Below are 14,847 nucleotides of genomic sequence, written 5' to 3'. Positions count from 1 at the left end.
ATTACCTGGTCATATAATAGCTATAAGTTCTCGATGTGAATTTTATGTTCGTTATATGAACATAAATGGTGGTTATAGTCATCTTGTAGAATAGAGGCTGCAGCGATGACATCGCCTATAGAATAAAAGAAGTTTTGTAGGAGGGATTTCAATCAGTCAGAGTGACAAGTTTGAAAAACGGACAGAAAGAGATAACTTCGGCAAGGTAGATATTCCTAAAAATTCTTTATACGGCATCCAAACAATGAGAACAGTAAAGAACCTGTCTTTCTCGGGTCAATTATTAAAGGATTTTCCTGAATATATTGTGTCACTAGCCATGGTAAAGAAAGCGGCAACATTAGCTAATCTGGAGGCTGGCATTTTAGCTCCATCTATTGGAAGCGCAATTGTAAACGCTTGTAATCAATTAATTCAAGGGGATTATCATGACCACTTTATTGTAGATATTTTGCATGGAGGAGGTGGGATTGGTACGAATATGAATGTTAATGAAGTATTAGCTAATCTAGCAAATCAATCTTTAGAAGGATCTTTAGGTATATATACGCCAGTTCACCCTATAGAACATGTAAACGCTTCCCAGTCTACATCTGATATATGTCATACATCTATCCGGCTGGCAATCGTACGCGGATTTGAACGGTTGGATCAAGAATTAATAAAAATGCACGTTACGATGGATAAAAAATCAAAAGAGTTTATGGGGGTTACCACCATTTCACGAACTTGCCTACAGGATGCGATGCGTGTTCAGCTGGGCGAGGTTTTCAGTGGTTTTGCATCTGTCCTCAAAAGACGTCACCATTCTTTGAAAGAATCCGTCCTATCATTACTCACTGTTAACCTTGGAGCGACGGTTATTGGAAATGGTGTAGGAGCATCGGGGAAATATAAAGAAGTGGTAATCCGGAAATTGAATGAAGTCACAAATATGAATGTAAAACTGCGTGACAATCTATTTGATGCAGCGCAAAACATCGATGACTTGGCTCACATGTCGAAACAATTAAGTTTATTAGCAACATCTCTAATTAAAGTTGCCAAAGATTTAAGATTACTTTCATCTGGCCCGGAAGCGGGATTTTCAGAAATTACCTTACCATCTGTTCAGGCTGGTTCTTCCTTTTTTCCAGGAAAAGTGAATCCAGTCATCCCTGAAACGATGATTCAAAGCTGTTTTCAAGTCCTAGGGTGCGACCGTGTCGTTCAAGCAGCAATGGAACATGGTGAGCTTGATTTAAATATTTTTGAAGGAATGGCCGGTGCCAATATATTGAATGGGTTACAAATGCTGACGAAATCTGCTCATTCCTTTACGGAGCGATGCCTTAAGGACATAGCGTCTAATGAAGAAAGGTGTACAGAGCTTTCAAATACATTTATTCCCGTCATCACGGAATTGAAGGAGAGATTGGGATATTCGGCAGTTTCTAAATTAATGTTAGAGCATGATCGGGAATCTATTAAAAACTTACTAAAAAAAATGGAGGTCTAGACATATGATCCAAGAAAACAAACAGTTTGAAGGAATTGAAGGGCCTAAACTAGAGTGGGCATATGAGTGGCTTAAAACAACGAAAAAACTTTATATCAATGGAAAATGGATGGATAGCTCAGGCAATAAAGTGATTGAATCCATCAACCCGGCTAATGGAGAAATTTTAGGTAATTTTCAACAAGCAGAAGTACAGGATGTAGATACAGCTATACAAGCAGCTAAAGCAGCGTTAGAACAAGGTTCATGGAAAGAAATGAGCAGTAAGGAAAGAGGAAGGGCTTTACTTAAAATCTCAAAGCTTATTCATGAGCACCATGCAGAGCTTGCAACACTGGAAGCACTTGATAACGGAAAATTATATACAGAAGCTTATAACGATGATGTGCAAGAAGCAGCGGATTTATTTGAGTATTATGCAGGATGGACTGATAAGTATTATGGTGAAAATAATCCAGTAGAAGGTAATTTCCTAAGCGTCACTACGAGAGATCCAATCGGTGTATGCGGACAAATTGTACCATTTAACTTTCCAATTCAAATGGCTGTCTTAAAACTATCACCTGCCTTATCGATGGGTAATACGGTTATTTTAAAACCAGCCGATAAAACCTCTTATTCTGCTATTCGCTTGTTTGAGATTATTGATGAAGCAGGCGTATTACCAAAAGGAGTTATTAATCTAGTCCTTGGAGATGGTGAGGTTGGTTCATATATTAGCCGTCATATGGATATTGATAAACTTTCATTCACCGGCAGCACAAATATCGGGAAAAAGTTAATCCACGACTCAGCGGATAGCAATTTAAAACCAGTGACATTAGAACTTGGCGGTAAGTCACCAAACATCATTTTTAGTGATTTTCAAGATTTGGATGCAGCGATCGAGCGTTCTTTTTATGGGCTATTTACACATAAAGGGGAGAAATGTTCAGCACCAACCCGGTTATTTGCCCAACGTGAAATCTATGATGAAGTTGTGGGGAAAATTGCCGAATACGCTAAAAATTATAAATGTGGCGATCCTTTCGACCCAGCAAGTGATCAAGGTGCACAAGTGTCCGAACAGCATATGGAGTCCATATTAAATTACATTGAAAGCGGCAAGGAGCAAGGCGCACGAATTGTAGCTGGAGGAGAAAGGGATACAACCGGATCAAATGCGAAGGGCTATTTTATCAAACCAACTATTTTCGCTGATGTTGATAATAAAATGAAAATTGCACAGGAAGAGATTTTTGGACCTGTCCTTTGCATCATCCCATTTGAAACAGAAGAAGAAGTTGTCAAGAAAGCAAATGATACGATTTATGGACTTGGTGCAGGCCTCTGGACAGGTGATGTTTCCCGTGCGCATCGTGTAGCTAATCAGCTTGAAGCAGGTATGGTGTTCGTTAATAAATATGGATGCTATGACTTTGCAAGTCCATTTGGCGGGTTGAAGCAAAGTGGATGGGGCAAGGAATATGCCATTCATTCATTACAAGCATTTACAAAAACAAAAGCTATTTGGTTCGCATATTAAAAAATACACAAAAAGAGGGATACGACAATGAAAATTAAAGCAGCTATCATGACTGAAGTGGGCAAACCATTATCGATTCAACAAGTAGATCTAAGTGAACCAAAAGCGAATGAAGTTCTGGTGAAAATAAAAGCAACAGGGGTTTGCCATAGTGATTTAAATGCTCTAAATGATCATACGACCCCAACACCGACTATACTTGGGCATGAAGGTTCAGGAATTGTTGAAGCGGTTGGGTTTAATGTTACAAGTGTCAAAGCAGGTGATAAAGTAGCCTTGAGCTGGGTTCCGTATTGCGGGAAATGTGAGTTTTGTGTAACAGGAGATGTGCATTTATGTGAGTCGGCATTTGGCCCAATGTTCGAAGGAACGCTGCTTGACGGTACTTCAAGGCTTAGTAAAGATGGTGAGCAAGTATACCACAACTCTTTATTGTCAACGTTTGCAGAATATGCAGTTGTTCCCGAAATGGCATGTGTAAAGCTACCGGATGAAATGCCTTTGGCACAAGCCTCCTTAATCGGATGCGGAGTGGCGACAGGTTATGGAGCCGCTGTGAATGCAGCCCGTGTAACACCAGGTTCTACAGTCGCCATCTTCGGTATTGGCGGAGTAGGGGTAAATGCAATTCAAGGAGCGCATATAGCTGGTGCCTCTAAGATTATAGCCTGTGATGTAAAACCTGCCAATTTGGAAATTGCTAAACAGTTTGGTGCTACGCATACGATCAATTCAGCTGAAGTGGATGTAGAAGCAGCGCTAAAAGAACTGACAAAAGGTTTAGGGGTTCATTATGCTATTGATTGTTCGGGGCATACTGCTGCGACCGAAAGTGCTTGGAAGAGTACGAGAAAAGGCGGTACTGTCGTTGTCGTTGGCGCATTTAATCCTGAAAAAACTTTGAATCTTCCAGCGGGAGGTTTTCATAGAGTCGGGAAGATATTAAAAGGAAGTTTTTATGGAGACACGCAGCCATTCCGTGATTTCCCGTTGATTGCACAAATGTATTTGGATGGGAAATTTAAATTGGATGAGCTTGTGTTAGATCGTATTGAATTAGAAAATATCAATCAAGCTTTCGACTCTTTCCATGACTGCAGTTGTGTCAATGTGGGAAGAGCAGTGATCGAGTTTCACGATTAATTTTAATACTTAACTCCTTAATTAATTTCACAAAAGTGAAGGTTGTTTAAATTGCTGTCATGAATCAATTTAAACAACCTTCTTTTTTTCTAAAAGAAAAATGAGGTGATGTTGAAAAATGCGTGTAGAATAAGATTTAATGGGAGAAATGGAGATTGATGAGGATATTTATTATGGAATACAAACGGTTCGTGCTTGCCAAAACTTCTCAATTTCTGGTCGGTCGATTGAATCATATCCCCACTTAATTAGAAGTATGGCTTATATAAAAAAAGCGGCAGCGATTTCTAATCACAGTGTAGGGGTCCTTGATCAAGAAAAGAAAGACGTAATTTGCAAAACTGTAGATGAAATAGTGAATGGGGAAAGAAAAATCAATTTCCTGTCGATATTTATCAAGCTGATGGCGGAGTCTCCATTAATATGAACGTCAACGAAGTCATTGCTAACCGGGCAAATGAATTACTGACTGGTAATAAAGGGTATAATTTCGTCCATCCGAATGAACATGTTAACATGTCTCAATCTACGAACGATGTGCTTAAAGTGCAATGAAGATGGCTTGCTTTTCCTATATAGATGATTTATTAATCAGTTTAAATAAAATTGAATGCTCATTGGCGAATAAAACGAATGAATTTTCGAGCGTTGTAAAAAATGGCAAGAACATGCCTTCAAGATGCTGTACCCATTACTCTAGGTCAACAATTTAGCGGGTATCATACTTTTATCAAGAGACAGATAGAAGAAATGAAGAAACTTCAAAAAGATTGCTGGTCTATCGTAATTGGTGCAACGGCAGTGGGGACTGGTATTGTAGCTGCTCCTGGTTACACAGAGAAGATGTATGAATATTTGCCAGAGGTATCACATTTAGCTGTTATCAAAGAGGATAATTTCTTTGATGCCCTGCAAAATGCAGATTTTTATTAAAAAATATCTTCTTGCTTAAAAGGATTATCGAGTGGATTATCAAAAATGGCCAGCGATTTAAGATTACTTTCGTCAGGGACAAGGGCAGGATTTGCTGAAATCAATTTGCCAGCGGTACAGCCGGGTTCCTCCATTATGCCAGGTAAAATCAATCCATGTATACCCGAAATGATGATCCAGGTTTATTTTGATGTATATGGAAATGATCAAACGATTACTTTCGCTGTAGATCGAGGTGAACTGGATTTGAACATCTGGGAACCGATTATTTTGAAAAATATCTTTGACTCTTTTTCTATTTTAACAAATTGTATTACGATGTTTACTGAAAAGTGCCTAAACGGTATTGAAGCGAATAAGGCGGTTTGTTTGAAGAACGCAGAGAATTCGTTATCTTTGTCCGTCGTAATTTCTTCTAGATTCAGGTATAAAACAGCCAATAATATAGCCTTGGAAGCTTACGAAAAAAATATTACAGTAAAAGAAGTAGCGATAGCAAAAGGTTTATTAAATGAGGCGGGAGCGGCTGAATTGCTTAATCCTGAAAACTTAACTGATCCTGTAAAAATGAATCAAGTATTAAACTCAAGAACTCATTAGATGGATTATGACCACGGTTCTTGACCGGGCAAATTAAGACGAATAAGAGAGAGGTAGAGCAGCCAGTGGCTGCCTAGTATGCGGCTGGTTCTTCATCACGGCAACAATCTTCTTTGAAAATGAAAAATGGAGTTTGTTATCTCAAACCATTCTGCACTTCCTTACCGTCAGCATTCTTTACTTCCTATTATCTTTCTTTATTGGTTGGATTCCGTTCAGCTTAAAAGGATTAGCTATAGGAGTTTGGATTTTCATACCATTCTATATGATCATCTGGACCGCATTCTATCTCTATTTTCGCTTCCAAGTGAAAATATTGAATGAAGGAATTGATAAAATAAGGAATTGAGAAGGATCGGCACAGAGGATTGATCAATCAGAGTAAATTGGAAGGGGAATTCGGCTTCTACTGGCAAGTTTAGAGCGAATACTCGTGAGTTTGGCGCTTTTACTAGTGAGTTTGGGCAAATACTCGTGAATTCGGTGCTTTTACTCGTGAGTTTGGAGCAATTACTCGTGATACACAGAAACGAACATGCTTTTTATCTTTGTTATGTACGATGTATCTTGAATTCAAGGAAGAGTTCGTTGTATTGACCTGCCAGCTTCAAGATACTTGTATTAACTGATTTAGGTTCAATTGTAAAAGCTGCAAAACTGAGAGCCATAAAGAATAATGGGAACAGATGCCATGAATCCTCTGGAATTTCGACGAAAGCCCTTATACCTGCTCTATCTACGGTCATTTCATTTTTCCAGAGGTATACATCCTTGCTTTGGAATGTAAATAAAGAGACACCGCTCCCTGTCGTAACGGTGTCTCTAACATTTCTTAACTTTGTATCATTATCATTTCATCATAGATTAAGTTTTGTCTAAGCTCAGTTGCTGTTTGCATGGATATTTGATCATCTTCAACCATTTGTTGAATGATATCACGTTCGATTTGCATTGCAATCAACTGAAAATGACTCACCATCTCTTCAAAGCGATGTGCTTCTTTTTCACTTAATGTTCCGAATGGATTCAAATAACGATTATATCTTTGAATGACAAGCATCACTTCATGACGGTTTTCAGGTGTAGTTTGTTGTTTGAGCAATGAAATGGCTTCCTTTGAAGCTTCTTTTTGGGCTTTACGAAACTCCCGGATCAGGTCCGCATTTTTAACGATGGAGTCCTCTACTTTCGCTTCCCATTTCTTATCCCATTTGACATTGATCTTTTTCTTGAAAAGAATCGCCTGCAAATTGATCCAAGCCCTTTTCAGCGAAGATTTTTGCATATAATTTATGGTTCTTGAAAGATACACTTTATAAAGTTCTAAGGCTGTTTCAGATATAGTTCCTTTTTCGACCAATCCAGAAACGACTTCCAATTCCTTGTTGGTCCCTTGCTCCACTAAATCGCGTATTGTTCGATTATCGGGTCTGTTCGTGATTCCCCGTTCCAAATCAATCAGTTGTTCATTCAAATCTTCCATCACTTGATTGATAGCTTTCTGATTATCCATGGTTGCTTCTTTGCTTAGCTGATCGATCGTTTTATTTAAAACAATTTCATAAGCCTCCTCAGAGGTTAGGCGTTCATCTTTGAATTCAATCGGTGTCTTTACCAGTAATGGCAAGAGAACCGTAGCCAATGTGACGCTTAACAATATAACGCAAGCTGCGATGAACAAGACTGTATTACGCATCGGGAATAAAGTGTCATCTGGCATAAAATATGGTATGGATAAAGCTGTAGCTAATGTAATGGTTCCATGAATGCCGCTAACGGATGTCAAAAATGCAAATCGTGGTCTTGAAACATTCTCCTCATCAGTGTCCTCGCTATCTTCTGGGTGAACCCTGGACATAATGAATTGCTCTAATGGATTCACTCTGTTTTTCGTAAAAGTATCATGCAGGATGTATACCCATATAAAACGGATCACCAATAATAAAAGAACGATCAAGACACTTATCCCAAAAAGAATGCCCCTATTTAAGTTGGACTCAATTTCCTGATAAACACTCGGCAACATAAATCCTAACAAAGCAAATACAAGTCCATTCAAGACATAACCTAATACAGACCATGTATTAGTTGAAACAATTTGCAATTTAGTCGTGGAACTCTGAAGGCGATCCCGCTCGATGCCATGAATGACACCTGCAGCAACCACTGCCAAGATTCCGGAAACATGGAATTCTTCAGCTGCCATATAGATGGCAAAAGGCGTAATTAGTTCAATGACAATGGACATTGGGATTTCTTCAAGTCCTTGAACCCGTAAAAATAATCGTAATTTAACGATTAAATAGCCCAATAGGATTCCTATAAAGATACCGCCTAATGCTACAAATATAAAATTAAGCGAAGCATCTTTTATAGAAAACACTCCAGTTAAGGCAGCTGCCAGGGCAACTTTAAAAGCGACGATTCCAGCAGCATCATTGAAAAGTGATTCACCCTCAAGGATGGGCATCATGTTTCCAGGCAATTTCAATCCTTTTGTAATCGATTGTACCGCTACCGCATCCGTAGGGGTAATGGTTGCTGCTAAAGCAAAAGCCACAGCCATCGGCATATCAGGTATTAACCAGTGAATGAAAAAGCCTCCTGCAAAAACCGTCACAAAGACTAACCCAAAGGCTAATAACAGAATGGGCTTACGCAATTCAAGCATTTCTTTACGAGACGTATTTTTTCCTTCTGTAAAAAGCAGCGGAGCAATGACACAGATCATAAATAATTCTGAATGAAAATCAAATGATAATTGAAATGGTAATAATGAGAACACTGCTCCCATGGATATCTGATATATCGGAAGTGGGATACGAGGCCATATAGCATTTAATATTGTAGCGATTATTGTGGACACCAATAATCCGAGCAATGTGATTAAGAATGACATAGAATCTCCCTTATCTTCTAATGTTTTAGTCTATTGCCCATGCAATGTATAAAAAAACAGAGGTGTTTAAAAAGCAATATCCATCCTTTAAAAAGTAACCCCTACTTTATGGTCCTGTGTAACTTATTCAAAATACAATACTTAGCCATAGACAGTGTTTTCGACTAATATATAGCCTCGGTTTTTGATATACCCCTTAGTCATTAATTACAAACAGGATATCACAAGAGTTTACGGTTTATTCAAAGCCAACTTATAACATAGCTTTTCCTTGAAAATTAGTTCATGTCGGAAACAGGATTTCCTGTATAAAATACCCTTAATGAAGAAACATAGAAAAATGGAGTTAGAGCGACCTGCAAAAAAATGGGGGTAACCAGCTTGATTCGTAATATAGGCAAATTATTAAAAAATAAGAAAGTAAAAAAATCCCTGATGCAAAATAATTACCTAGATTCCAAGCCTGCAGATGCACTTGATGTGAATTTCAGCCAAAATGTAGAAACACTTCGTTCAGTTTATGATAATTCCTCGGATGTCATGTTCCGCTCGTTCTTACTTTTCGGAAAGACGCGGGCGATGCTTATTTACATTGCGGGACTCTCGGACATCGAGGCAATAGAGCAATATGTGCTATCTCCACTCATGCAGGAGTCATCAAAAGAACCACAACCATTACATGAGTTTATTGAACATAAAATGCCTGTTCCTAAAGTGGTGAAAGTGAATATGTTGGCGGATTGCATTGAATCGATTTCCTCTGGAAACCCGATCCTTCTATATGAAGGGGAAAGTGATGGATTTTCTTTAGGATTGTCCAAATGGGAAAAGCGGGCCATTGAAGAACCTGTGGCAGAGGGGGGAGTTAGGGGGTCGCGAGAGGGATTTATTGAATCTCTAGAGGTAAATACGTCCCAATTGCGACGTATTATTAAAAGTCCTGCCCTTAAAATACAATCGATGAAGATTGGAACCCTTACCAGGACGAATGTTTCAATTGCTTATATTGATGGACTTGCGGATAAAACACTGATTGATGAGATTAAAACTCGGTTGGAACGAATTGAAATAGACGGTATTTTAGAAAGCGAGTACATCGAGGAAATGATCGAGGACAATCCGTTTTCACCTTTTCCTCAGATCATGTCGACAGAACGGCCGGATGTAGCCTGTGCTAGCTTGCTGGAGGGACGGGCTGTCATTCTTGTGGAAGGAACCCCTTTTACTTTAATTGCACCAATATCCTTCTTTTCTTTGATTCAATCACAAGAGGATTATGCTCAACGTTTTATGGCAGGCACTTTTATCCGTTGGTTACGATATTTTTTTATGGGATTATCTCTTTTGCTTCCTTCCCTTTATGTTGCTATTTTGACGTTCCATCATGAGGCGGTCCCGACCGCACTCCTGCTAAGCGTAGCAGCATCCCGGGAATCGGTCCCTTTTCCTGCAATAGTAGAGGCATTGGCTATGGAAATTACGTTTGAAGCACTAAGAGAGGCAGGGGTTCGCTTGCCGAAGCAGGTAGGTTCTGCCGTCAGCATTGTTGGAGCGCTGGTGATTGGTCAAGCTTCCGTACAAGCGGGCTTGGTGTCAGCCCCAATGGTCATTGTGGTTGCAATTACGGGAATTGCTTCTTTTATGATGCCTCGCTATATTGCCGGAATTGCTTTCCGGATGCTGCGTTTCCCGATGATGCTGCTTGCTGGTACTTTAGGACTGCTTGGCATCATGATGGGGATCATCGCCATAGTCATTCACTTATGCAGCTTGCGTTCTTTCGGCGTTCCCTACTTAACGCCACTGGCACCGTTAAAAGGTAAAGAGCTGAAAGATGTGCTGTGGAGAGCTCCTTGGTGGATGATGGATACACGCCCGCATCTAACAGGGGATTCTAATGCATACCGTCAAGCCCCGGAACAGAGTCCAAATCCAAAAAGGGGGAGTGAAGAGGAGTGAATAATGGCTGGAGGCGAAAAAGCATATTAGAGAAAGGAAAGAGGCGTCATTTCATGAAAAGCGTCCTTCTTTTGCTCGTTATTTGTGGAACCACGACTTTTCTAAGCGGTTGTTGGGATCGAATAGAAATCACTGACTTGGCGATTGTCACAGCCGCCGCCGTCGATAAGAAGGGTAATGATCAAATCGAACTATCCGTCCAAGTCTTTATTCCAAGTTCAATAACTAGTGGAGGCGGTCAAGGAGGGAGCAGTCAGGGGGGGAGTGGGGCTACGACAATGGTGAGATATGAAAAAGGCGCCAATATTTCAGATGCATTGTCTAAGCTGCAAAGCAAGCTTCCGCGAAAAGTATTTTGGGGACATTGTAAAGTATTTGTATTCGGTGAAAAGTTAGCGAAGGAAGGAATTCAAGAGCAGCTTGATTTTTTGCTGCGCCATCCGCAGCCAAGAGAGAAAGCAAATGTGTATGTCAGCAAAGGGGATGCAAAGCCTATCCTTGAATCTTTGCCACCCCTGGAAAATTATTCAGGGGAAGTGCTGAGAGAACTATCTGATTTACATATTGGGATGCTGGTCACACTGCAGGATTTAGATGAAATGTTAACCGGTAGGCCTCAGGCGGCCGCAATTCCAATCGTTAAAATATTGCCGCCGGGGAAAGGGCAAACGAAATTACAGGGAATTCCTTACATTGTTGGGACAGCCGTGTTCAAAAAAGATAAAATGACTGGGACGATGACTGAAAAGGAAACCAGAGGGCTATTGTGGTTAAGGGATGAGGTGGAATCATACACCGTGACCTTCCAACCCAAAGGGGTGAAAGGGAAAATATCTTTAAGTCCAGTGTCAGCCAAAGTCAAGATCATTCCGCAAATCATCAACGAAAAATGGAAATTACTGGTTAAAATAAATACAGATGGAGCTGTTATACAAAATGGAACGAATTTGAACCTTTCAAATCCAAAGTCTCTAAAAGCTGCAGAACGAGCATATCAAACAGATATTGAAAAACGCATCGAGATGGCCTTTATGCATACTCAGGATAAGAAAGCGGACATTTTAGGATTGGGTAAAGATTTCTATAGGAAATATCCTAAACAGTTTAATAAGGTAGATAACCACTGGGATGAGATATTCGCGAAAATGGAAGTGGAAGTTGATGTTGCGGCCCATATTAGAAGACAGGGCTATATAAACAAACCGGCGGGGTTGTCAGAGAAAGAGGTGAAGGACAAGTGAGATGGGGTGCCTTTTTGTTTACAGCTGCGATTGTAACGCTAATCATTTTGTATGAATGGCCGAAAATGAAACAAAATCCTAAAAAAGATAAAGTGGCATTTCTTACATTGCTCCTCACTGGCTTGGCTATGTCCATGTTCAATCTCCCACAGATGTCAGGACCCACTGAATGGATTGAAGTTCTTTTCAGGCCATTTGGAGAGTTTATGGAAAAGTGAGTCTATCAGTCGGTTGCGTGATTTCAAATTATCACAGAAAGGAGGAAGCAGATGGAGAAAGGGAAAATTTCATCATTACAGATGGCATTCTTGATGTATCCGACGATTGTGGCAACGGCCATTCTCGGGGTTCCAAGCATCACAGCGAAATATGCCAAAACTGATTTATGGCTGTCCCCCATTTTTGCTGCGCTCATAGGGTATCTGACGGTGTATATCGCTTATAAACTGCACCAGCTTTATCCAAAACAAACGGTTTTCCAATTCACTGAAAAGATCATTGGTCGGATTCCGGGTAAAATTCTCGGTTTTTTACTCTTGTTTTTTTATATCCAGAACACGGGGCTACTCGTCAGAGGCTACGCAGATTTTCTTGTCGGCTCTTTTCTGGTACGTACCCCGATTGGTGTGATCATGGCATCGATGGTGCTTCTGTGTGCTTTCATTGTACGTGGGGGAATAGAAGTGTTGGGGAGAGCTGCTGAATTGTTTGTACCTGTTTTCATTTTTCCAATCTGTATCTTAATCATCTTGCTGATTCCTGATCTTGAATTCAAGAATATATTCCCGGTATTGGCGGATGGTATAATCCCTCCAATCAAGGGTGCGATTGTACCGGGTGGATGGTTCAGCGAGTTTTTCCTGATCATTTTTCTTCTTCCTTTTTTGAAGGATATGAAAAAAGGGATGAAATCCGGGATGCTGACTGTGTTTGCCGTGATGATGACGTTGATTGTGGTGAATCTTACGGTTCTTTTTATACTCGGGGCAACCACATCCACAAAACTTTACCCACTGATGAGTGTATCTCGATACATCAGTTTTGCCGACTTTTTTGAACATGTAGAGTCCGCCGTCATGGCGGTATGGATTGTAGGGGCGTTTGTGAAAATTTCCGCTTTTTATTATGCATGTGCTTTAGGTACAGCGCAGTGGCTGAATCTCTCCGGCTATCGACCTATTGTATGGCCGGTTGGGATTTTTATTGTCATATTCAGTTTGTGGTCGTTGCCAAGCTCCATGGAAGTCAGTCGTAATGATGTCAACGTCTTTCCGTTACAAGGAATGTTGATGCAAACGATTATTCCTCTGTTATTGTTGGTGATTGCTGTTGTAAGGAAAAGAAATCGTAAAGGAACCGAAACCAGCCGAATGGATTGAAATTCTTTTTTAAGCCGATTGAAGAATTTATGAAAAAGTAAAACTATCAGTGGGCTTTGTGATTTCAAATTTTCATACTATCACGGAAAGGAGGAAGATGATGGAGAAAGGAAAAATTTCATCTTTACAGATGGCATTCATGATGTATCCAACGATTGTGGCAACGGCTGTTCTCGGTGTTCCAAGCATCACAGCGAAATATGCTAAAACTGATTTATGGCTTTCCCCCATTTTGGCGTCTCTCATCGGGTATGCGACGGTGTATATCGCTTATAAACTGCACAAACTTTATCCGAAACAAACGGTTATCCAATTCAGTGAACAGATCATTGGTCGGATTCCGGGGAAAATTCTCGGTTTTTTATTCTTGTTTTTTTATATCCCGATCACAGGGCAAATCCTAAGAAGTTACGGAGAATTCATTGTCGACTCTTTTCTGGTCAAAACCCCGATTAGCGTTATCATGGCATCGATGGTACTCCTTTGTGCCTTTATCGTACGCGGAGGGATAGAAGTGTTGGGGAGAGCTGCCCAATTGTTGGTTCCCGTTTTTATCTTTCCAATCCTAATTTTAATCGTCCTCCTAGGCCCTGATCTTGAGTTTAAGAATATATTCCCGATTTTGGGGAATGGAATTATGCCTCCAATCAAGGGCTCGATTGTACCGGGTGGATGGTTCAGCGAGTTTTTTCTGATGATTTTTCTCCTCCCTTTTTTAACCGATATGAAAAAAGGGATGAAATCCGGGATGATGTCTGTTTTTGCCGTGATGATTACGTTAATTGTGGTGAATCTTATGGTTCTTTTTATACTCGGGGCAACAACATCAACAAAGAATTATCCCGTGATGAATGTATCTCGGTACATCAGTTTGGCCGACTTTTTTGAACATTTGGAGTCCGCCATCATGGCTGTATGGATAGTAGGAGCGTTTGTCAAAATTTCCGTGTTTTATTATGCGTCTGCTTTAGGTACCGCGCAGTGGCTGAATCTCTCCGACTATCGTCCTGTTGTATGGCCGATAGGGATATTGATTGTAGAATTCAGCTTTTGGTCGTATCCTAGCTCTATGGCTGTCAGTCGATATGATGTCATCGCCTTCCCATTTCATGGAATTTTGATGCAAACGATTATTCCTCTGTTATTGTTGGTGATTGCTGTTGTAAGGAAAAGAAAAAGAAAAAGACAGAGAAAGGGAAGCAATTCAAGCTAACCTTTTCTGCCACTTGTTTTAAGAGACTTGAAAGAGTATGTGCATGAAATCTGGTAGAAAGAGCTCTATTTTAATTTTGAAACAAAGGTGATTTGAGCGGGTGTTCGAGACACCTGAGTGGGGAGGATCGCCCGTGGAAAGCAGGGCTCTACATTCCAAAACGTCAAATTTTTATAAGCCAAATAGTAGACAAACTCAATTACTAAGGAGTTTGTCCACAGTCTGCAACCATTCCGATTTCGAATGGTTTTTTTGTTGAGAGAAAAAGTGAAAAACTAGAAATCATCAGTGTGCTTTGCTGCAAGTTATAAATAATTAACATTTTTTTCAAACCGTTTTGAAGTTTGTCCCGTTATCTATAGTACAAAGGCTTTTTAGAAGGGAGAGAGAAAAGACTTGAAAAAGGTTCTTATTGTCGGGTGGATATCATTGATGCTAGTACTGTTAGGATTTTCAT

General features: G+C 40.1%; 12 protein-coding genes and 2 pseudogenes. 12 read left to right on the top strand and 2 right to left on the bottom strand.

Features of this window, described 5'->3' with window-relative positions:
- The first annotated feature begins 145 nt into the window (after positions 1 to 145).
- The 7 genes and pseudogenes from ACIROD_RS09555 to ACIROD_RS09525 form a co-directional block, all read left to right on the top strand.
- Positions 146 to 1,498, top strand: a complete 1,353-nt coding sequence (locus ACIROD_RS09555; RefSeq protein ID WP_402940180.1) for a lyase family protein — start codon at positions 146 to 148, stop codon at positions 1,496 to 1,498.
- A gap of 4 nt (positions 1,499 to 1,502) precedes the next feature.
- Positions 1,503 to 3,023 (top strand): aldehyde dehydrogenase family protein, encoded by a 1,521-nt coding sequence (locus ACIROD_RS09550; RefSeq protein ID WP_402939946.1) that lies wholly within the window; start codon positions 1,503 to 1,505, stop codon positions 3,021 to 3,023.
- A gap of 27 nt (positions 3,024 to 3,050) precedes the next feature.
- Entirely contained in the window at positions 3,051 to 4,166 is a 1,116-nt protein-coding gene (locus ACIROD_RS09545) for a Zn-dependent alcohol dehydrogenase (RefSeq protein ID WP_402939943.1), read from the top strand.
- 148 nt (positions 4,167 to 4,314) lie between these two features.
- Complete coding sequence (locus ACIROD_RS09540; RefSeq protein ID WP_402939940.1) at positions 4,315 to 4,593, top strand: hypothetical protein; 279 nt, start codon at positions 4,315 to 4,317, stop codon at positions 4,591 to 4,593.
- Positions 4,557 to 5,240, top strand: a pseudogene (locus ACIROD_RS09535) (lyase family protein); the annotation flags it as partial. The gene ACIROD_RS09540 and the pseudogene ACIROD_RS09535, both read left to right, overlap by 37 nt.
- Positions 5,235 to 5,699 (top strand): hypothetical protein, encoded by a 465-nt coding sequence (locus ACIROD_RS09530; protein ID WP_402940177.1) that lies wholly within the window; start codon positions 5,235 to 5,237, stop codon positions 5,697 to 5,699. The pseudogene ACIROD_RS09535 and the gene ACIROD_RS09530, both read left to right, overlap by 6 nt.
- 82 nt (positions 5,700 to 5,781) lie before the next feature.
- Positions 5,782 to 6,048, top strand: a pseudogene (locus ACIROD_RS09525) (DUF3021 domain-containing protein); the annotation flags it as partial.
- Positions 6,049 to 6,250: 202 nt separating this feature from the next.
- Here the strand turns inward: ACIROD_RS09525 and ACIROD_RS09520 are convergent.
- Both ACIROD_RS09520 and ACIROD_RS09515 read right to left on the bottom strand, forming a co-directional pair.
- The gene (locus tag ACIROD_RS09520; protein ID WP_402939937.1) at positions 6,251 to 6,445 is read right to left on the bottom strand and encodes a hypothetical protein; all 195 of its coding nucleotides are present in this window, start codon (positions 6,443 to 6,445) and stop codon (positions 6,251 to 6,253) included.
- Positions 6,446 to 6,531: 86 nt separating this feature from the next.
- Complete coding sequence (locus tag ACIROD_RS09515; RefSeq protein WP_402939934.1) at positions 6,532 to 8,598, bottom strand: Na+/H+ antiporter; 2,067 nt, start codon at positions 8,596 to 8,598, stop codon at positions 6,532 to 6,534.
- 435 nt (positions 8,599 to 9,033) lie between these two features.
- Between ACIROD_RS09515 and ACIROD_RS09510 the strand changes: the two genes are divergently transcribed.
- From ACIROD_RS09510 to ACIROD_RS09490, 5 genes are all read left to right on the top strand, one after another.
- Positions 9,034 to 10,557 (top strand): spore germination protein, encoded by a 1,524-nt coding sequence (locus ACIROD_RS09510; RefSeq protein WP_402940174.1) that lies wholly within the window; start codon positions 9,034 to 9,036, stop codon positions 10,555 to 10,557.
- 53 nt (positions 10,558 to 10,610) lie between these two features.
- The gene (locus ACIROD_RS09505) at positions 10,611 to 11,798 is read left to right on the top strand and encodes a Ger(x)C family spore germination protein (RefSeq protein ID WP_402939931.1); all 1,188 of its coding nucleotides are present in this window, start codon (positions 10,611 to 10,613) and stop codon (positions 11,796 to 11,798) included.
- On the top strand, positions 11,795 to 12,016 hold the full coding sequence (locus ACIROD_RS09500; protein ID WP_402939928.1) for a hypothetical protein: 222 nt from the start codon (positions 11,795 to 11,797) through the stop codon (positions 12,014 to 12,016). The genes ACIROD_RS09505 and ACIROD_RS09500 overlap by 4 nt, the downstream gene beginning before the upstream one ends.
- 51 nt (positions 12,017 to 12,067) lie before the next feature.
- Positions 12,068 to 13,177 (top strand): GerAB/ArcD/ProY family transporter, encoded by a 1,110-nt coding sequence (locus ACIROD_RS09495; protein WP_402939925.1) that lies wholly within the window; start codon positions 12,068 to 12,070, stop codon positions 13,175 to 13,177.
- A gap of 100 nt (positions 13,178 to 13,277) precedes the next feature.
- Positions 13,278 to 14,390, top strand: a complete 1,113-nt coding sequence (locus tag ACIROD_RS09490; RefSeq protein WP_402939922.1) for a GerAB/ArcD/ProY family transporter — start codon at positions 13,278 to 13,280, stop codon at positions 14,388 to 14,390.
- Positions 14,391 to 14,847 lie beyond the last annotated feature (457 nt).

This window comes from Peribacillus sp. NPDC101481 (assembly GCF_044767165.1).
In the GTDB taxonomy this organism is placed as follows: Bacteria; Bacillota; Bacilli; order Bacillales; family DSM-1321; genus Peribacillus.
This window is presented reverse-complemented; position numbering and strand designations above follow the sequence as displayed.

What these genes read in the sequence shown, in the direction of transcription:
- ACIROD_RS09550 (WP_402939946.1), top strand. Translation starts at nt 1,503, where the DNA reads ATGATCCAAGAAAACAAACAGTTTGAAGGAATTGAAGGGCCTAAACTA.
- ACIROD_RS09545 (WP_402939943.1), top strand. Translation starts at nt 3,051, where the DNA reads ATGAAAATTAAAGCAGCTATCATGACTGAAGTGGGCAAACCATTATCG.
- ACIROD_RS09540 (WP_402939940.1), top strand. Translation starts at nt 4,315, where the DNA reads ATGGAGATTGATGAGGATATTTATTATGGAATACAAACGGTTCGTGCT.
- ACIROD_RS09530 (WP_402940177.1), top strand. Translation starts at nt 5,235, where the DNA reads ATGCCAGGTAAAATCAATCCATGTATACCCGAAATGATGATCCAGGTT.
- ACIROD_RS09520 (WP_402939937.1), bottom strand. Translation starts at nt 6,445, where the DNA reads ATGACCGTAGATAGAGCAGGTATAAGGGCTTTCGTCGAAATTCCAGAG.
- ACIROD_RS09515 (WP_402939934.1), bottom strand. Translation starts at nt 8,598, where the DNA reads ATGTCATTCTTAATCACATTGCTCGGATTATTGGTGTCCACAATAATC.
- ACIROD_RS09510 (WP_402940174.1), top strand. Translation starts at nt 9,034, where the DNA reads ATGCAAAATAATTACCTAGATTCCAAGCCTGCAGATGCACTTGATGTG.
- ACIROD_RS09505 (WP_402939931.1), top strand. Translation starts at nt 10,611, where the DNA reads ATGAAAAGCGTCCTTCTTTTGCTCGTTATTTGTGGAACCACGACTTTT.
- ACIROD_RS09495 (WP_402939925.1), top strand. Translation starts at nt 12,068, where the DNA reads ATGGAGAAAGGGAAAATTTCATCATTACAGATGGCATTCTTGATGTAT.
- ACIROD_RS09490 (WP_402939922.1), top strand. Translation starts at nt 13,278, where the DNA reads ATGGAGAAAGGAAAAATTTCATCTTTACAGATGGCATTCATGATGTAT.